This window comes from Actinoplanes sp. TBRC 11911 (assembly GCF_012933445.1).
GTDB lineage: Bacteria > Actinomycetota > Actinomycetes > Mycobacteriales > Micromonosporaceae > Actinoplanes.
In genome coordinates this window covers 155,202-172,831 of record NZ_JABBNC010000001.1, presented here as the reverse complement: position 1 = coordinate 172,831, position 17,630 = coordinate 155,202, and the positions used below count along the sequence as shown (strand labels likewise).

Sequence of the window (17,630 nt, the reverse complement as noted above, 5' to 3'; positions counted from 1 at the left end):
CCGGTCATTCAGGAGCCAGACATGCTTTTCCCGCTCGCCCTCGCCCTTCTCACCGCCGCGACCCCGGCGCCCGCGTCGGTGCGTTACGACCCGGAGACCAAGACCGGGTTCGTCGGCGCGGCCGACGTGCGCGAGGCCTTCGGCTGGACCGGCCGGGAGCTGGCGTCGAAGGCGTCCGGGCTGGTCTTCGAGCACGACTTCTGGACCGACGACACGTATCGGGCCACCTGCGGCGAACGCGTGGTCCCGGTGGTGCACCACCGGGACTTCGGACGCTTCGACCTGATCGACACTGCCGGATATCAGGGTTTCCGGATCAGCGGGGCGCGTTCCGGGATCTCCGGCACCTCGGTGCCGCCGGCGCCGGGCCAGCCGTGCCCGGACGACCAGCACGAGACCATCGGCAAGGTGCGGCTGGTGTCGTCCACCACCGGGTGGAAGCTCACGGTGACCTCGGACGGGGACAGCCGTACGCTGGCCACATGGTGATCTTCGCGGACGCCGACGCCTTTCTGGACTGGTTCGCCGCGCTCGACGGGGTGTTCGACGCGCCGCCACCCGAGGGCGACCCGGTCGACCTGCTCGCGCACGGGCTGCAATGCGCCGACGTGCTGCGCGCCCGGCATCCCGCGGACCTCGGCCTGCACCTGGCCGGGCTGGTCCACGACATCGGGCACGCGACCGGCGACGGCCCCGACCACGCCCGCGCGGGCGCCGACGCGGTCCGGCCGCTGTTCGGCGACCGGGTGGCCGATCTGGTGGGGTTGCACGTGCAGGCCAAGCGCTACCTCGCGGCCACCGAGGCGTACGAGCTGTCGCCGGCCAGCGAACTCAGCCTCGGCCGGCAGGGCGCGGCCATGACCCGCGCGGAGATCGAAGCGTTCGAGGCCCGGCCGGGCAGCGCCGACGCGGTCGCGTTGCGCCGCGCCGACGAGGCCGCCAAGGAGGTCGGGCGCGCGGTGCCGGGCCTGGCGACCTGGGCACCGCGCGTCCGCGACTACGTGCGCACCCGCTGACGGATCCGCCCGATCAGCAGGAGCAGCACCCCGGTCGCCACCAGCAACAGCAGCGTGTCCGCGCTGGCGCCGAACACGTCGCCGCGGTCGGAGAGCCCGAACACGGTCACCGGCAGCGTGCGCCAGCTCGGCGGATACACCATGACGGTGGCGCCCAGCTCGCCCATGCACAGCGCCACCGACAGCGCGGCGGCCGCGGTGATCGACGGAAGCAGCAGCGGCAGCGTCACCCGGATCAGCACCCGCGACGGCCGCGCGCCGAGGCTCCCGGCCACGTCGAGCAGCTGCCGGTCGAGCCGCCGCATGGCCGCCGACACGGCACTGTAGGCGAACGCGAACACCAGCATGGTCTGCGCGGCGATGACGATCCACCGGGTGCCGTTCAGCAGGAACGGGCGATGGCTGAACGCGACCAGCATGCCGAAGCCCAGCACCACGCTGGGCACCGCCACCGGCAGGTGGAAGAGCGCGTCGGCGACCGTGCGCAGCCGGCCGGGCAGCCGGTCGGCCGCGATCGCCGCCCACGTGCCGGTGACCACCGCGACCAGCCCGGCCAGCACCGCGGTCTGGATGCTGGTGGACAGGCTCGCGAGGTTGTCGGCCGCCAGCGCGTCGCGCAGGTGTGCGGCGGTCAGCGAGCCCGGCAGCACCCCGTTCCAGGTGCCGGAGAACGCCGCGACGAGCACGACCAGCAGCGGCGCGACCAGAAGCACCAGCACCACCACGGCGAAAACCGCGACGACCGTACGCCGCCCGCGGTTAGTCCAGACCAGCACGACGGCCTCCGATCCGCGCGACGAGCAGCCGGCCCAGCAGGTAGAGCAGCATCGACAGGGCGACCTGCACGCACGCCAGCACCGCCGCGGACGGGTAGTCGAAGGCGACGATGCCCTTGGTGTAGATGAGCACCGGCAGCGTCAGCACGCCCTTGGCGCCGATGAACAGGATGATGCCGAACTCGTTGAGCGTCAGCATCAGGCACAGGCCGGCGCCGGCCACGATCGACGGCAGCAACTCGGGCAGCAGCACGCGCCGCACCACCGTCCAGGGCCGGGCGCCGAGGCTCGCCGCGACGCGCAGCTGCTCGGTCTGCATCTGCTGGGCGGCCGCGAGCACCGGGCGGATGACGAACGGGGTGTAGAAGGTGATCTCGGCGAGCAGCACGGCCCAGCGGGTGTGGATGAAACCGCCCAGCGCCTCGGAATGCCCGGTGACGCTTTGCACGATCGAGCTGAGCACGCCCACCCGCCCGTAGAGGACGGCGAACGACAGCGCGATGAAGAACGACGGGAAGGCCAGGATCACCGTGGTCAGCCGGGCGACCGCGGCGGAGCCGGGGAACGGGACGAAGGCCAGCACGATCGCGATGAAGGTGCCGATCACGACACAGCCGACGGTCGCGCCGGCCGCGATCTCGACGGTGGTGAGCAGGCCGGTGCGGAACTCGGCGGAGGCCAGGACGGTGTGCCAGGCGACCGCGCCGGCGGGCCGGCCGAGCCGGTCCTCGAAGGACTGCTCGACGACGGTCACCAAGGGATAGATGAACAGCAGGCCCAGGACGGCGAGCGGGCCGATGAGGCTGACGCCGCCCAGCCGCGCTCGCCTGGTGCGCGGCCGGGCGGCGTCGGCGGGAAGGACCGCCTCGACGGCGGCGGTCATGACGGGACCAGAACCCCGGCGCCGCTGGCCGGGGCGATGGAGATCTGCTGGCCGACCTCGGGCAACGCGCGGGTCGAGGAGACGTCGAGGCGGATCGGACCGACGCCGTCGACCTCCACCGCGAGCCGGTAACTGGCGCCGCGCCACTGCACCGCGCTGAGCCGGCCGGTCCAGCCGGGACCGACCTCGATCTCGTGCGGCCGCAGACAGAGCAGCGTCGGGTCACCGGCCGTGAACGGGCCGGTGTCGAGGCGTACGGTCAAATCGCCGGCCTGGACGACGTCGGTCTCCACCACGACGGTCGGCACCAGGTTGGCGTCGCCGAGGAACGAGGCGGTGAACGGCGACGGCGGCGTGCGGTAAAGGCCGGCCGCCGGACCGCTGTCGACGATCCGGCCGTCGCGCATCACCACGATGCGGTCCGCCAGGCTCAGCGCCTCGACCTGATCGTGGGTGACGTACAGCATGGCGATCCCGGGCAGGTCCGCGCGCAGCCGCTGCAGCTCGCCGATCATGTCCTGGCGCAGCTTCGCGTCGAGCGCCGACAACGGCTCGTCGAGCAGCAGCACCTCGGGCGCGGGGGCCAGCGCCCGCGCGATGGCGACGCGCTGCTGCTGGCCGCCGGACAGCTCGGCCGGGTAGCGGTGGGCGAACTCGGCCATCCCGACCATCGTGAGGACCTCGGCGACCCGGTCCTTGACGATGGCTTTGGCGGTGCGGCGCGCTTTCAGGCCGAAAGCCACGTTGTCCGCCACGCGCATGTGCGGGAAGAGGGCGTACTGCTGGACGACCACGCCCAGCCCGCGTTCGTAGGGCGGTAGGTCGGTGACGTCCCGCCCGGCCAGGTGGACCCGGCCCGCCGACGGCCGCTCGAAGCCCGCGAGGGCCTTGAGCGCCGTCGACTTGCCGGATCCGGACGGTCCGAGCAGCGCCACCGTCTCGCCCGCGCCGACGCTAAGGCTGAAGTCGGCGAGGGCCCGCGTGCGTCCGTAGTCGACGCGGACGTTGTCGAAGCGGATGGCCTCGGACATCTCAGCTCGCGGTCGCGCTGGTGTAGGCGGCCACGTCCTTGTCGAGGTCCGCGAGCACCGCGTCCCAGTCGGGGTGGTAGATCTGCACGCCCTTGACGGCGGCCTGCACCGAGTTGTAATTGGCGTCGGTCGGCGTGACGTCGGAGCGGACCGGGATGCCGAACGCCACCGACGAGGCGGCCTTCTGCGCGTCCGGGGACAGCAGGAAGTTCATCAGCTTCTTGCCGTTGTCCGCGTGCGGGGCGTTGCTGGTCAGACCCATGTCGTACGGGAGGGCAAGGGTTTCCGGTTGTTTGGTGCCGTCGGCCGGGAAGAACACCTTGAACGCCGACTTGTCGGTCGAGATCGAGGTCAGGTTCATCTGCAGGTCGCCGTTCGCCACGGTGAGCGACCCGGAGGAGACCTGCGGCTGCAGCTTTCCGGTCGACGAGGACGGGCCCACGTTGTTGGCCTGCAACTTCTTCAGGTACGCCAGGGCGGCGTCCTTGCCCATCTCGTGCTGCAGCAGAACGAGCACCGCGGTGCCGTCGCCGGCCTGTCCCGGGGTCGAGTACTGCAGCTTGCCCTTGTAGACCGCGGAGAGCAGGTCGGCCCAGGTCTTCGGCGGGGTGACCTTGTTGTTGACGATGAAGCACGAATAGTTGTTCACCACGGCGGTCCAGTGGTTGTTGGCCGCCTTGTCCGCGGCCGGGATCGTGGTGGTGTCCACGCCGAGGTCGCCCAGCATGCCGTCCTTGTCCGCCTGCTGGATGAACGGCGGCAGTGTGACCAGTACGTCGGCCTGCGGGTTGGAGCGCTCCTTCTCGATGCGGCTCACCACCTCGCCGGAGCCGGCCTCGACGTAGTTCACCTTGATGCCGGTGCTCTGCGTGAACGCGGCGAACTGCGGTTTGTACCAGTCGGCCAGGCCGTCGGCGCTGTAGACGGTGACCGACCCGCCGGTAGCGCCGGCCGCGGAGGCGGAAGTTGAGCCGGAATCGGTGCCGCCGCACGCGGCGAGCGTGCCGGCGACGGTGACGGCGGCGACGAGGGCGCCGGCGAGGCGTCGGATCGTCATGACGGAAAACCTTTCCACGATGTGTCAGACGAACAGGCCGTCGATGACCTGCTCGGCGAGGCCGAACCCGGTGGTCATGCCGATGCCGGAGGTGACCGACACGACGCGGATGTTCGGGGCGGGGGAGTCGATGAGGAAGTTCTCGGGGGCGGAGGCGTAGACGCCGCGCCATCGGGCACGGACGCGCGGCGCCGGGATGCCGAAGAGCTCGCGTGCCTGCCCCAGCAGGAGTTCGTCACGCGTTTCGGCGCGGAACGGCGAGACGAACTCGCCGTAGTCGTGGGTGTCGCCGAAGACGATTTCTCCGGACGGGCGCTGGGTGAACATCAGGTTGAGGCCGGCTTCGAGTCCGGCCGGGTCGAGGCGGTCTTTTACTTGCTTGAGTGCGGGGCTGACCGCGAAGCCGTCGTAGCGCAGCAGGGACCAGCCGGTCAGCACCGCCGGGTCGACGGTCCTTTCCGGGCCGTCGAGCTCGAGCATGTGCAGCATGCACCGGCGTACGGAGAATCTGTCCGAAATTTCGGGATAAAGGCGGTCTATGTCGTGCCCCACGGCTACGACGATCTTGTCGGCGGTCACGTCGCCGCGGCTGGTGCGCACGACGTCGCCCTCGATGCCGTGCACCGAAGTGGACCAGAGAAACCGGACGCCCTGCCCGGCCAGCCACGCCGCGATGGACGCGACCGCCTCGCGGGGATCGACGCGCAGATCGAGCGGCAGCCAGGCACCGCCGACGACGCCTTCGGCCACCGGGACTTTCGCGCTGACGGCGGCGGCGTCCAGCAGCACGACGTCGTCGCCGCGCGCGGCGTGGAAGTCCTCGAGTACCGCGTACTCGTCGTCGTTGCGTGCCACCACAACGGTTCCCGCGTCGCGGATCCAGAACCCGGCCTGCCCGGCCGCGCGCAGCCAGTGCCGGCGGGCCGCCATCGCGTACCGCAGGGCGTCGCCGTCCTGAGCGGTCACGCAGCCGTGGCCGAAGTTACGCACCGAGGCGCCCAGCGCGCGCGGGTTACGTTCGACCACGGTGACGCTCGCACCCCGGGCCAGCGCGTGCATCGCGTGGCCGAGCCCCACGATGCCGGCACCGACGATGAGCACGTCTTCGTTCCGCCGCGGACTTGTCATGACAAGTATGGTTCGCTCGCCGAAATCCAGGGGTCAAGGCACGCCGCCAAGGGTTCACCTTGCGTTCGCCAGCAGCACGATTCGGGGCGTGCCCGACATGTATTGTCAACTTTCATGGAAGCCCCCCTGCATGAGCGTGTCGCCGCCGATCTGCGGGCCCGGATCCTGTCCGGGGCGCTGGCCGTGGGCGCGGCGGTCCCGTCCGAGGCGGAGTTATGCACGCGGTGGCGCGGCTCCCGCGGACCGGTCCGCCAGGCGCTCGCGACACTGCGCGCCGAGGGCCTCATCTCCGGCGGCCGCGGCAAGCGCCCGACCGTGCAGCGGCGGGAGCTCGCGCCGCCGTTCGACTCGTTCGTCTCGTTCTCCCGCTGGGCCGCGATGCTGGGCCTGCCGCCGGGCCAGCACACGGTGGAGATCGCCCGCCGGAAGGCGACCGCGGAACTCGCCGCGCACCTCGACATCGAGCCCGGCGAGCCGGTGGTGCAGCTGCTGCGCCAGCGCCTGCTGGGCGGTGAGCCGGTCATGGTGGAACGAACGACTTTCGTACGCTCGTGGGGCTCCCTGTTGTTCGACCACGACCCGGACGACGGGTCCATCTACGAGCACCTGATCGGCCAGGGCCTGCAGGTCGGCGTGGCCCGGCACAGCATCGACGCGGTGCCGGCCGACGCGCACGACCGGGACCTGCTCGGCGTCGCGATCGGCGACCCGTTGTTGCGTGAGGTGCGCATCGCCTACACCAAGGCGGGCGACGCGTTCGAGTTCTCCGACGACCGCTACCGGCCCGATCGGGTCACCTTCACCATCGACAACGCGCCCGAGGGGCGCCCGCTGTTCGGCCGGACGTGGCACGCCACCGTCCGGCCCCGACCCGAGAGGTCCATCTGATGATCGAGCTCGCCGTTTTCGACGTCGCCGGCACCACCGTGAACGAGGGCGGCACCGTGTACCGCGTGCTCGCCGAAACGGTCCGGGCGGCCGGCGGAGACCCGTCCCCGCAGCAGATCGAGCAGTGGATGGGCGCGAGCAAGCGCGAGGCCATCCAGGCGCTGCTGACCGCCGCCGGCGCCGACGCGAGCGACCCGGTGGTGGACGCCGCGTTCGCCGACTTCCGCGCCCGGCTCGCCGCCGCGTACCGGGCCGAGCCGCCGGTCGCGTTCGACGGTGTGCCGCAGGCCATCGAGCGGCTGCGTTCGTCGGGCGTGAAGGTGGCGCTCACCACCGGGTTCGACCGGGAGACGACCGCGTCGCTGCTGGGCTCGCTCGGCTGGGACTCCACAGTGGTCGATGCCGTCGTCTGCATCGACGACGTGATGGCCGGGCGGCCGGCGCCGTTCATGGTTTTCCACGCGATGGAGGCGACCGGCGTCCGCGACGTGCGGCGGGTGCTGGTCGCCGGCGACACCGTCCGCGACGTCGAGTCCGGCCGGAACGCCGGCGCGGCCGTCGTGGTGGCGGTCCGCACCGGCCACGTCCCGGACACCACGCTCGGCGCGGCCGGGCCGACCCATCTGCTCGACGGCGTGGCCGGCATCCCCGGCCTGCTCGCTAGCCGGTCGTGACGTCGGCGCGCAGCACCGCCTTGTTCACTTTGCCGGAGGCGTTGTAGGGCAGGTGCATCCGGATGACCGACCGGGTGGGCTGATACCACTCGGTCATGCCGAGCCCGGTCAGGTAGGCGCGGAGCTCGTCCAGCTCGGGTGGCTTCCCGTCCGGCACGATCACCGCGCACACCTGCTCCACGCCGCCCGGTCCGGGCACGCCGACCAGCGCCACGTCGGACACGGCGGGGTGCCCGCGCAACGCCGCCTCCACATCGGTGGCCGGCACCATGAAACCGTCGCCGATCCGGTCCGCGAGACGACCCATCAGCCGTACGCCACCCCGGCCGTCCGGCACCGCCAGGTCACCCGTCTCGTACCAGTCGCCGCCGACGAGGTCGATGGTGTCGCGGTCCCGGTCCAGCGTGGCCAGGCAGACGCCGGCACCCCGGATCACCAGGTGTCCCAGCTGGTCCTCCATCGTCCGGAGCTGAATCTCGGTGCCGGTGTTCGGGCGGCCGATGCTGCGCGCCGCCCAGCCGGCCGGATCGTCCGGGCGGGTGAAGAGGTAGCCGGCCTCGGTCATGCCCCACGCCGTGCCGAGCGTCACCCCCAAGGTTTCGGCCACCTCGGTGACGAGCTGGGGCGGCACGGTGGTGCCGAACGTGCACACCGTGCGCAGGCTGGGCAGCGTGCGGCCGCGCAACCGCAGTTCGGCCATCAACGCGGTCAGGAAGACCGGGGCCGCGCCGAGGTAGGTGACCGCCTCGGTGGCAAGCACGGTGGCGGCCGTCCCGGGTGCCCAGGCGTCGGTCAGCACCGCGGTGCCGCCGGCGAGCAGTGCGTAGATGCCACCGGTCACCATGCCGGCCAGGTGCAACGACCAGTGCGGGGTGTAGAAACTGTCGGCCGGGCCGAAACGCCAGACCCGTACGTACTCGGCGGCGAGCGCGTACACCGTGTTCAACGAATGCACCGCCCCCTTGGGTGCACCGGTCGTGCCGGAGGTGAACAGCACCACCGCCGCGCGATCCGGGTCGGCACCGGCCTCGCTCGGCTTCGGGCGCCGGTTCGGCCGCACGAAGTGATCGGTGAAGCCGACCTCGCCCGGACGTCGCGGCTCGCCCAGCACCACCCGGTGCCGCAGCCGCGGTAGCCGGGGCGCCATCTCGGCCAGGCGTGCGGCGTAGTCGGTGCCGTCCCACTCGTCCGGGATCACGCAGATGGCGGCGCCCACCCGGTGCAGGATCCGTTCCGTCTCGCGCGCGCTGAGCGTGGGGACGAGCGGTGCCACCACGGCTCCGACCCGGAACGCGGCCAGCAGCAACGCGTTCGCCTCCCACCAGTTGGGCAGCTGGAGCGCGACCACGGTGCCGGGGCCGGCGCCGAGGCCGGCGAGACCGGCGGCGAAGCGGTCCACCCGGTCGGCGTATTCGGCGTAGGACAGCCGCACTCGCTCGCCGCCGGATCGGTAGGCCACGATCGCCGGGGCGTCCGGTGTCCGGTCGCGCCACGTCCAGAGGTCGTCCAGAAAGCTTCCGGTACGCCACGCCCCCTCCCGCCGATGCCGCACGATGGCGGCGTCCGGCGCGCGAACGCTGTCGATGGTGAACGATGTCTGCATGAGACCCCCCTTTTGTGCCGGGCTAAACCTGCATCCCGGCGGGCGGAGACTGAATGCTCGGGCGTTGCGACTTCTTGCGCCCGCGTCTGGCGGTGTCTTGCCGGACACAAGCGCGAACCGCCCTGCCCGGCCGACGTTGTAGGGAGGTATGCGGATCCTGGACGGCTTATTACCCGGGGCCGCGGCGGGTCACCGCCGTCGGCCTTTTCTCGACATCATCGAATCGAGGGGATAAGTCATGGATCTGACGATGGCCGGTGAGCTGCGCGCCGAGATGAGCGGCAAGGTTCTCACCCGCGACGACGACGGGTTCGCCGAGGCCGGGAACATCTGGAACGGCGCGGTCAACGTACAACCGGCGCTCTTCGCGTTGTGTGAGACCGCGTCGGATGTGCAGGCGGCCGTGCGCGCCGCAAACAAGCATGACGTGCCGCTGTCGGTGCGCGGCGGCGGGCACGACTGGGCCGGGCGTTCCCTGCGTCACAACGGTCTGGTCATCGACCTGACCCGGATGCGCGGCGTCGAGGTGGACGCCGCCGCCGAGGTCGCGACCGTGCAGGGCGGTGCGCAGGCCGGTGACCTCACCGTGGCCGCGGCCGAGCACGGGCTCGCCGCGGTGACCGGCATCGTCGCTCAGGTCGGGCTGACCGGGCTGACGCTCGGCGGCGGGTACGGGGTGATGAGCACCCGGTACGGGCTGGCCCTGGACAACATGCTCGGCGCCGAGGTGGTGCTGGCCGACGGACGGCTGGTGACCGCCGACGAGACGCAGAACGCGGACCTGTTCTGGGCGGTACGCGGCGGCGGTGGCAACTTCGGGGTCGTAACCTCGATGCGGGTCCGGTTGCACCCGGTGCGGACCGTGGTGTCCGGGCCGATCATCTTCCCGTGGAACGAGGCCGCGCAGGTCCTGCAGGGCCTCGACGAGGTGCTCGCCGCCGCCCCGGACGACCTGGGGGTGACCGGCGGTATCGTGCCCAGCCCGCAGGGCGGCACCGTCCTGGTGGTCTCACCCACGTGGTTCGGCGAGGCCGCGGCCGAGGCCGCCGAGATCGCGAAGATCCAGGAGCTGGGCCATCCGGTGGTCAACCAGATCGGCCCGGTGCCGTACGCGGAGCTGACCAAGATGGCCGACGCGCAGGTGGTCAACGGCCGGCACAACACGGCCCGCACCCGCTGGCTGGCCTCGCTGCCGCCGGGCGCGATATCCGCGCTGGTCGCGGCCGGGGACACGCGGCCGTCCCCGTTCTCGGTCATCACCTGGCAGTACTTCCACGGGGCCGCCGCGCGGGTGCCGCTGACGTCGACCGCGTTCGGCCTACGGAGCAACCACTACATGTTCCAGATCATCCCGGCATGGGAGCCCGGCGAGGACGGCGCGCCGCATCGCGCCTGGGCGGACAAGACCTCCGGGGCACTGGCCGCCTACGCGCTGCCCGGCGGCTATCCGAACCTGCTGGTCGCGGAGGATCACGACCAGGTGGCGCACGCCTATGGGGACAACGCGGCACGGCTTCGCGAAGTGAAGCAGCAATTCGACCCGGCAAATGTCTTCTCGTCGGCCACACCATTGCCGGATTGAGCCCGCTGTTAAGGGTCACGCCACCGAGATTTCAGGTGGCATGCCTGCTGGTCGCGCGCTTTCCGGGGCTAGGTTCAGCCCGTGTCGTCAATGTATTGGCTGGCCCACTCGGGTATTGCCGTGGCGGGCCGGACACCGCCTCGGGTACGGCACGCCGTGGCCTCCACGGTGACGTCGGCCAGCTATCTCGGGTGGCGGTCCAAACGACTCGCCACCCAGGAGAACATGGCCAAGGTCCTCGGACTTCCGGACAATCATATTGCCGTACGCCGCGCGGCGTTGCGGTCGTGGAGCAACTACGGGCGTACGGCCGCGCAATTGATTTGTCTTCCCTATCTGAACATTGTGGACATTGACGCGCATACGGAGGATCTCACCGAGGGGATGACGTGGCGCGAGGGCTTGGCGTCCGCGCTGGGGCCGGGCAAGGGCGCGATCGTCACCACCGGTCATTTCGGTAGCTGGGATCTGGCCGGGGCGATCGCCGCCCAGCACGTACGCCTGTCCGCCGTCGCCGACACGTTCAAGGATCCGCGTCTGGACAACCTGCTGCAGGGGCACCGGCGCGACAACGGGGTGGACATCATCCCGGCGCTGAGCGCCCCGCGCCGGGCCGTGCAGGAGCTCGCCGACGGCCGGGTGGTGGCGATCGTCATCGACCGGCCGGTGAGCGCGCGGCACGGCGTGGAGGTGACGTTCTTCGGGCACACCGCCTATGTGCCGGCCGGCGCCGCGACGATGGCGGTCAAGTCGGGGGCCGCGGTGGTGCCGGGATATTTCTGGCACGCGCCCAGCGGTGGGTATCGCATCCGGGTGTTCCCGCCGATGTTTCCCCGCTCCGATGTGGACCGACGACAGGAGGTGCGGCGCCTGACGCAGTACATGGTGGACTGTCAGGAGGAAATCGTGCGGCAGACCCCGACTCAGTGGTTCATGTTCCGGCGGTTCTGGCCTTCGTCGCTGGTCGCCGCCGCCTGACTCGCCTCGCGACGCCGCCGCATCATCCGGCGGGGCGGGTCCACGAACCAGCTCCAGGCGCACTGCGCGACGTAGGCGCCCGGGTTGAGCCGCGGGGTGGGTTCGTCCTGCCCGCCCGCCTGCGTTGTCCGGCCCTCGATCGCCGCGCGCAGCTCGTCCTCCGTCGCGCCCGGGAAAAGCGTGTAGCCGGCGCCGATGTGCTGCCAGAAATGCGCGTCGCTGGAGCCGATCGCGGCCAGCCCCCAGCCGGCGTTGGCCTCGAGCACCGTCTTGCGCTGCGAGGCGTTGGCCGGGCTGGGATTGTAGATTTCGATCCCGTCGATCTCATATCCGTTGTCGCGCAGCTGGTCGATCCGGCGGCGGCTCAGGCTCGGCACCAGCCGCCCCAGCGGATGCGGCACCACGACGAGGCCGCCCTGCTCCTTGATGGCGTCGATGCTCTCCTCGACCGACCGCATCGGCCGCGGCGCTTTCGTGACGAAGAGCCCGAGCAGGTGCCCGCTGCGGGTGGAAACCTCAACACCCTTGATGAGCCGTACGCCTGGACACTGCGCGTCGAGTAACTCTTCGACCCGCTTGGCCCCCTCGAGGTGGTCGTGGTCGGTCACCGCGATGACGTCCAGCCCCCGGTTTCCGGCTTCCCGGACGACCCGGGCCGGGCTTACCCAGCCGTCTCCGAGGTTCGTGTGCATGTGAAGGTCGGCGCGTCCCACGCGGCCATTCTAGGGAGGGTAGTATCCCCGCGCTTGATCTTTAGCGGGGGAGGAAACCCACATGCGAGGGAAGATCCTGGCCGGCGCCGTAGTGGCACTGGCCTTTCTGATTCCGGCGGCGCCGGCGATGGCGCAAACCGAAACGACCGGGCTGAACGCACAGTGCCAAACGGTCGAACGCAAGGTGTACAAGGATATTCGCGACCTTGTCAAAATCGATCTGGACACCGCCACCGACACCGAGGTGCGAATCCTGGCCAACCAGATCCTGTCCGTGGCCAACACCGAATCGTTGCCCACCTTGGCGCAAGCGATTCAGGTGAAACTGGACGGCAGCGCGGATGATCTGCGCAAGTTCCTCAAGGCGGACGTGGAGAGCGCCTGGAAGATCGCTCTGCGGATCACGGTGTTGCAGACGTTGACGGGCGCGGGTCCGAACGTGAAAGCGGCCACGCAGAAGGCGCTCGACACCGGGACCGTCGATGTTTTTCTGGCGTACCTGAACGAAGGCGTGTACGACGCACGTGCGCTTGACTGCGCGTCGCCGTCCCCGTCGGCATCGACGTCCGCGCCGACATCGGCGCCGACCGGCACGCCCAGCGCCACGACGACCGCTTCGGCGACCCCCGCTCCGTCCGCCGGCGCGGGTGGCGGCGAGGACGGCGGCGAGGGCGGTGGACTGCCGGTGACCGGCTCCGCGACCGCGACCGCGGCAGCCGTCGGCGTGGCGATTCTGCTCGCCGGCGGTGCGGCGTTCGTGATCGGACGCCGGCGCCGTTCCCGTTTCGTGGCGTAGCCAGCTCGACGCGCCCGGCCCGATGCTTCGTCGGGCCGGGCGCTTTTGCTTGTTGGCGGGCCCGGGCGTGTCTATTGTGCGGTGATGCCATCGCTCACGGTGACCTTCGACGCGCACGATGCGGTTCGCGTGGCCCGGTTCTGGGCCGGCCTGCTCGGGCGGGAGGTCGCCGAGGGCGTGTTTCTGCCCGGCGAGGTCAGCCTGCGGTTCGTGTCCAGCGATACGGCGAAGACGGTGCGTAACCGCGTCCACCTTCACCTGACCAGCGCCAGCCTCTTCGACCAGCAGGGCACGGTGGCCAAGGCGCTGGAGCTCGGCGGCGCTCACCTCGACGTCGGGCAGCGTCCCGAGGAGGGGCACATCGTGCTGGCCGACCCCGAGGGCAACGAATTCTGCGTCATCGAGCCGGGCAACAAGTTCCTCGCCGGGTGCGGCTTCCTCGGCGAGCTGGCCTGCGAGGGCACCCGGGACGTGGGCCTCTTCTGGAGCCGGGCGCTGGGCTGGCCACTGGTCTGGGACGAGAACGAGGAAACCGCGATCCAGTCCCCGTACGGCGGTACGAAGGTGGCCTGGGGCGGCCCTCCGGTGGCTCCGAAAGAGGGGCGGAACCGGCAGCGCTTCGAGTTCACCGCCGGTGACCTCGACGCGGAGGTGGCGCGGTTGGTCGCGCTCGGGGCCACGCGCCTCGGGAGTGAGCGCGACGGCGCCGGGATCGAGCTGGCGGACCCCGGCGGAAACGAATTCGCCGTGCGGCCCGCGCGTTAGGCGCGCCGCGCTTTCACGAGGACAGCGTGACCGTGTCGATGTCGGCCGCCTGCGGGCCCAGGAAGACGATGTAGAGCGGGCCGGAGCTGGTCGCGCTCAATTTGGTGGCCACGTTTTCGAAAGTGTCGAAATCCGGGGTCTCCGGGATGAACGCGGTGCCGAGAAGCGGGCCGGTCGCCGAGTTGGCGCGGATCTGGACGCTGGTGCCGCCCTTTCCGGCCGTGCAGCGGAAACCGACGTTGTGGACGCCGGCCAGGGAACGGTTGGCGTAACCGACCCAATCGCCGGTTCCGGTGTGGCCCACCGTCTGGCCGCCGCTCGCCGTCGACGGGAACGAGTTCTCGGTGCCGTTGTTGATGGTGTACGACTCGCCCTCGAACGTCACGTGCACCACCGGCGGTGTTGTCTTGGTGGCCTTGGGCGGAACGGGTGCCTTCGTGGCTAACGACCGCGTGGGGGTGCTCGGCGTGGTCGAGCGCGACGGGGTCTTGGTGGGCTTCGCCGAGACGGACGGCTTGGCGCCGGCGGATGCTGCCGCGGGTGGTGCGGGTGCGGACCACTCCAGGCCGGGCGTGGTGTTGGTGTCGGTCAGTGTCGTCGCTTCGGTGGCCGCGGCCGCGTCCGGGTCTTGCGAGCCCCGGATGAACAGCACGACGGCGATCGCCACCGCCAGCACGATGGCGATGACGACGGAGACGATAAGGCCGCGTCGCGGTTTGCCCGGCGTGGGGGGCGGCGTTCCGCCCTGCGCGGGAGGCGTTTGAGCGGGCCGGGGCGCTGGGGTGGGCGGTCCTCCGGCTGGTGCGTGCGGGCCTCCGGCTTGTGTCGGCCGGGTGGGTGGCGCCGCATTCTGCGCAGAGTTCGGCGGCGTCTGGGCGTACGGGGCCGGTGCCTTGGGTTTTTCGCTGGTCTTCGGGGTTTCGACGATCCTCGGCTGCTGCTGCCTCGGCTGGGCCGCCGCCGGCACCGAATTGGCCGCGGCGCGCAGCAACTGCTCGGCCTCGTCGGCGTAGACGCGATCCGACGGATCCTTCTGCAGCAACGCCTCCAAAGCGGGCCGCAGCACCCCGGCCCGCTGCGGCACCGGCGCCGGATCCACCATCAGCGAGGCGAGCGTGGCCATCGGGGACGATTTCACGTACGGCGGGCGGCCCTCCACCGCGGCGAACAGCGTGGCGCCCAGCGACCAGAGGTCCGACCCGGGGCGGGCGGGTTCGTCGAGAGCGCGCTCCGGCGCCAGGTACGACGGCGAGCCCAGCACCACGCCGGTGCGGGTCATCCCGGAATCGCCGGCCACCGAGGCCAGCCCGAAGTCGGTCAGCACCACCCGGCCGTCGTGCGCGAGCAGCACGTTGGCCGGCTTCACGTCGCGGTGCAGGATGCCCGCCCGGTGTGCGGCCTGCAGCGCGCCCAGAACCTCGAGGCCGATGTGGGCGGCCCGCTCCGGCTGCATCGGGCCCTCTTCGTTGACCACGTCGAGCAGCGACCGCGACCGGATCAGCTCCATGACGATCCAGGGCGCGCCCTCGTGGTCGAACACGTCGAAGATGCGCACGACGTTGCGGTGGCTGACCTTCGCGATGGCGCGTGCCTCGCGGATCGCGCGCTCCCGGAGGTCGCCCAGCTCGGCGGCGCTCAGCCCGTCCGGCGAGATCTCTTTGATGGCGACGTCGCGACCGAGAAGCTCGTCGCGAGCCTCCCAGACGCGGCCCATCCCGCCCTCGCCGAGGAGGCTTACCAGCCGGTAACGCCCAGCTAGGAGGCCCTGTTCTGTATCGGACACGACGGCACCGTACCGGCGAAAGGACTTGCCGGGCGCACAGTAGGCATGTGTCAATAATCGCATTTACCCAGGTCAGGTGCCGGGTGTGAGGTGGCGCACTGCCGGTCGCGGGATATGGCGCGCGTCACGGCCGTTAATTGCGTTGCCCGGCCCGGCGGGTTTCCCTACCGTAGGCAGCACAACGAACACGACCGGTCAGGAGAGACGGATGAAGCGCCAGCCCGCGATCGAGCCGCAGCAGTGCGGTGCGGCGGCCATTCATCGTGCCTGCCGAGAGGTGGCGTGTAGCTAGGCAGCGCTAGCGAAGCACACGCCGCCGCCCCCCAGTCCGGGAACGGCGGCGTTTCTCATTTCGCGCTCTTTGACAAGTCCACAGTGAATGGCGAAACGGCCCGCCACCATGCCACGTTTTCGGTCGCCGGTTCGATGCCGGCCAACCGCTCGCACGTTACCCGCCGGCGCTGGTCCATCTGAACACCGCGCCGAAGCCGGCCGGCGAGACCGTCATCTCGCCGGCCGGTCCTTTGCGGGCTGGTGCAATCCGGCAGCAGTTGGAGGTTCGAATCCTCCGCCCGCAGCGACGTCGCCGTAGCTCAGCAGGTCGGAGCGCCGCCCTGATAAGGCGGAGGCCGGTGGTTCGAACCCACCCGGCGACACGTCACGGGCCGTGGCGCAGCTTGGTCAGCGCGCTCGCTTCGGGAGCGAGAGGACGCCGGTTCAAATCCGGCCGGCCCGACGGAACACACACATGCGCCGTTAGCTCAATTGGTAGAGCAACTGACTCTTAATCAGTGGGTTCGGGGTTCGATTCCCCGGCGGCGTACGAAGCCCGCATGGCTCAGCGGAAGAGCGTCCCTTTCACACGGGGAAGGTCCCAGGTTCGACCCCTGGTGCGGGCACCTCGCCCGGCGGCCGCGATCGCGGAGCGGTGACCCGGGACGGGCCATGCCGCGGAGTGCAAGGTTCTCGCCCGCCCGGCCCAGTCGTCGAGCGACCCGGGACGGGCCATGCCGCGCCGCCGACCGGGTTGTGTCAGCATGGCGCCCGCCGCCGCTCAACGAGGCCATCATGTGGGATCCGTGTCCGCTGTATGTAACTGTTCAGCTGGTTCCGTCGGCCGGGAGTCCCCGTGCGAGGCGGCGCCGCCAGGCCCGGGCAGGTTCCAGCTCCCCACAGCGGGCGCCCCCCACCCGGGTGTGGGCAGTAGCGACGCCGGGGAGGCTGTGGTTGCCCGCACCGCGGCCACTCTCACCCGCGTGTGGGGAGTTGCGATGGCGGGGAGGCTGTGGTTGCCCACGCCGTGGCCACTCTCACCCGCGTGTGGGGAGTTGCGACGGTGGGGAGGCTGTGGTTCCCCACACCGCGGCTACTCTTACCCACGTGTGGGGAGTCGCGACGGCGGGGACGCTGTGGTTGCCCACACCGTGGCCACTCTGACCCGCGTGTGGGGAGTCGCGACGGCGGGGACGCTGTGGTTCCCCACACCGCGGCGGACCCACAGTGGGTGTGGGCACCCGCCACGGCCGGACCGTCCCAGCTCCCCACAGCGGCGGCCCTCACAGGTCCGCCACGGAAGGCCAACGCATCGGAGGGTCAGCGGCGCGAGAAACAGCTGAATAGTTCCGCTGTATGGGACTGGCGACCACATCGTGGCAGCGCGTCCAGTATATGAGACGCATATCCACTGTGGAGGATATTTTCTCCGCATTCACGCACTTTGTTCGGCCGCTTTTGCCGACGTTTTGTAGACCTTGGAGAGTTCGGGCTCGCATGTGGGCGTAAGTCTCCAAGGTCTACAGAAATCCCAGAATGTGGTCGGGGTCGCCGCATAGTGGGATGGACGGACGAGGCGCGTCGACCTGGAGACACGTTCCGCTCGTTGGCCACCTCGGCGGCCGATGCCGGTGGTGGCGCCGGTTGCGGCAGTGGGTCGGTGGCGGGCTGCGAGTCGCGGACC

General features: G+C 70.7%; 16 protein-coding genes and 4 tRNA genes. 12 read left to right on the top strand and 8 right to left on the bottom strand.

Annotated elements, in window-relative coordinates:
- Nucleotides 1-21 precede the first annotated feature (21 nt).
- Together HH310_RS00755 and HH310_RS00750 are read left to right on the top strand one after the other, a co-directional pair.
- On the top strand, nt 22-489 hold the full coding sequence (locus HH310_RS00755) for a hypothetical protein (protein WP_169173393.1): 468 nt from the start codon (nt 22-24) through the stop codon (nt 487-489).
- Nucleotides 483-1,016, top strand: coding sequence for an HD domain-containing protein (locus HH310_RS00750; protein ID WP_169173392.1), 534 nt, complete (start codon nt 483-485; stop codon nt 1,014-1,016). Before HH310_RS00755 ends, HH310_RS00750 begins: the two co-directional genes overlap by 7 nt.
- Here HH310_RS00750 and HH310_RS00745 read toward each other — a convergent pair.
- The 5 genes from HH310_RS00745 to HH310_RS00725 are packed head-to-tail and all read right to left on the bottom strand — an operon-like array spanning nt 998 to nt 5,891.
- Complete coding sequence (locus HH310_RS00745) at nt 998-1,792, bottom strand: ABC transporter permease (protein ID WP_169173391.1); 795 nt, start codon at nt 1,790-1,792, stop codon at nt 998-1,000. The genes HH310_RS00750 and HH310_RS00745 overlap by 19 nt on opposite strands.
- Nucleotides 1,776-2,675, bottom strand: coding sequence for a 2-aminoethylphosphonate ABC transporter permease subunit (locus tag HH310_RS00740; RefSeq protein ID WP_169173390.1), 900 nt, complete (start codon nt 2,673-2,675; stop codon nt 1,776-1,778). The genes HH310_RS00745 and HH310_RS00740 overlap by 17 nt, the downstream gene beginning before the upstream one ends.
- A complete protein-coding gene (locus HH310_RS00735) occupies nt 2,672-3,706 on the bottom strand; it encodes an ABC transporter ATP-binding protein (RefSeq protein WP_169173389.1) in 1,035 nt (344 codons plus the stop codon). The genes HH310_RS00740 and HH310_RS00735 overlap by 4 nt, the downstream gene beginning before the upstream one ends.
- Nucleotide 3,707: 1 nt before the next feature.
- On the bottom strand, nt 3,708-4,763 hold the full coding sequence (locus HH310_RS00730) for a 2-aminoethylphosphonate ABC transporter substrate-binding protein (protein WP_169173388.1): 1,056 nt from the start codon (nt 4,761-4,763) through the stop codon (nt 3,708-3,710).
- Nucleotides 4,764-4,787: 24 nt separating this feature from the next.
- The gene (locus tag HH310_RS00725; protein WP_169173387.1) at nt 4,788-5,891 is read right to left on the bottom strand and encodes a TIGR03364 family FAD-dependent oxidoreductase; all 1,104 of its coding nucleotides are present in this window, start codon (nt 5,889-5,891) and stop codon (nt 4,788-4,790) included.
- 114 nt (nt 5,892-6,005) lie between these two features.
- On the opposite strand from HH310_RS00725, the gene HH310_RS00720 reads away from it, so the two are divergent.
- Together HH310_RS00720 and HH310_RS00715 are read left to right on the top strand one after the other, a co-directional pair.
- Nucleotides 6,006-6,779, top strand: coding sequence for a GntR family transcriptional regulator (locus HH310_RS00720; protein ID WP_169173386.1), 774 nt, complete (start codon nt 6,006-6,008; stop codon nt 6,777-6,779).
- Nucleotides 6,779-7,453: a phosphonatase-like hydrolase gene (locus tag HH310_RS00715; RefSeq protein WP_169173385.1), complete on the top strand. Its 675-nt coding sequence runs from the start codon at nt 6,779-6,781 to the stop codon at nt 7,451-7,453. Before HH310_RS00720 ends, HH310_RS00715 begins: the two co-directional genes overlap by 1 nt.
- On the opposite strand, the gene HH310_RS00710 is transcribed toward HH310_RS00715, so the two are convergent.
- Nucleotides 7,440-9,056, bottom strand: coding sequence for an AMP-binding protein (locus tag HH310_RS00710; RefSeq protein ID WP_169173384.1), 1,617 nt, complete (start codon nt 9,054-9,056; stop codon nt 7,440-7,442). The genes HH310_RS00715 and HH310_RS00710 overlap by 14 nt on opposite strands.
- Before the next feature lie 238 nt (nt 9,057-9,294).
- Between HH310_RS00710 and HH310_RS00705 the strand changes: the two genes are divergently transcribed.
- Both HH310_RS00705 and HH310_RS00700 read left to right on the top strand, forming a co-directional pair.
- Nucleotides 9,295-10,638, top strand: a complete 1,344-nt coding sequence (locus tag HH310_RS00705) for an FAD-binding oxidoreductase (RefSeq protein ID WP_169173383.1) — start codon at nt 9,295-9,297, stop codon at nt 10,636-10,638.
- 90 nt (nt 10,639-10,728) lie between these two features.
- Entirely contained in the window at nt 10,729-11,616 is an 888-nt protein-coding gene (locus HH310_RS00700) for a lysophospholipid acyltransferase family protein (protein WP_248293583.1), read from the top strand.
- Here the strand turns inward: HH310_RS00700 and HH310_RS00695 are convergent.
- Nucleotides 11,562-12,329 carry a CehA/McbA family metallohydrolase gene (locus HH310_RS00695; RefSeq protein ID WP_169173381.1) on the bottom strand — a complete coding sequence of 256 codons (768 nt, stop codon included), beginning with the start codon at nt 12,327-12,329 and terminating at the stop codon, nt 11,562-11,564. The two genes, HH310_RS00700 and HH310_RS00695, sit on opposite strands and share 55 nt — an antisense overlap.
- A 61-nt stretch (nt 12,330-12,390) precedes the next feature.
- Between HH310_RS00695 and HH310_RS00690 the strand changes: the two genes are divergently transcribed.
- Nucleotides 12,391-13,125, top strand: a complete 735-nt coding sequence (locus HH310_RS00690; RefSeq protein WP_169173380.1) for an LPXTG cell wall anchor domain-containing protein — start codon at nt 12,391-12,393, stop codon at nt 13,123-13,125.
- An 84-nt stretch (nt 13,126-13,209) separates the two neighbouring features.
- Complete coding sequence (locus HH310_RS00685) at nt 13,210-13,890, top strand: VOC family protein (protein ID WP_169173379.1); 681 nt, start codon at nt 13,210-13,212, stop codon at nt 13,888-13,890.
- A gap of 13 nt (nt 13,891-13,903) precedes the next feature.
- Here HH310_RS00685 and HH310_RS00680 read toward each other — a convergent pair whose 3' ends face one another.
- The gene (locus HH310_RS00680) at nt 13,904-15,673 is read right to left on the bottom strand and encodes a protein kinase domain-containing protein (RefSeq protein WP_169173378.1); all 1,770 of its coding nucleotides are present in this window, start codon (nt 15,671-15,673) and stop codon (nt 13,904-13,906) included.
- 582 nt (nt 15,674-16,255) lie between these two features.
- Between HH310_RS00680 and HH310_RS00675 the strand changes: the two genes are divergently transcribed.
- The 4 genes from HH310_RS00675 to HH310_RS00660 all read left to right on the top strand — a co-directional run bounded on the left by HH310_RS00675 (nt 16,256) and on the right by HH310_RS00660 (nt 16,572).
- Nucleotides 16,256-16,329: transfer RNA gene (locus tag HH310_RS00675), tRNA-Ile, on the top strand.
- A gap of 5 nt (nt 16,330-16,334) precedes the next feature.
- Nucleotides 16,335-16,409 (top strand) — tRNA-Pro (locus HH310_RS00670).
- A 14-nt stretch (nt 16,410-16,423) separates the two neighbouring features.
- Nucleotides 16,424-16,496: transfer RNA gene (locus HH310_RS00665), tRNA-Lys, on the top strand.
- A gap of 4 nt (nt 16,497-16,500) precedes the next feature.
- Nucleotides 16,501-16,572 (top strand) — tRNA-Val (locus HH310_RS00660).
- Nucleotides 16,573-17,630: the final 1,058 nt, after the last annotated feature.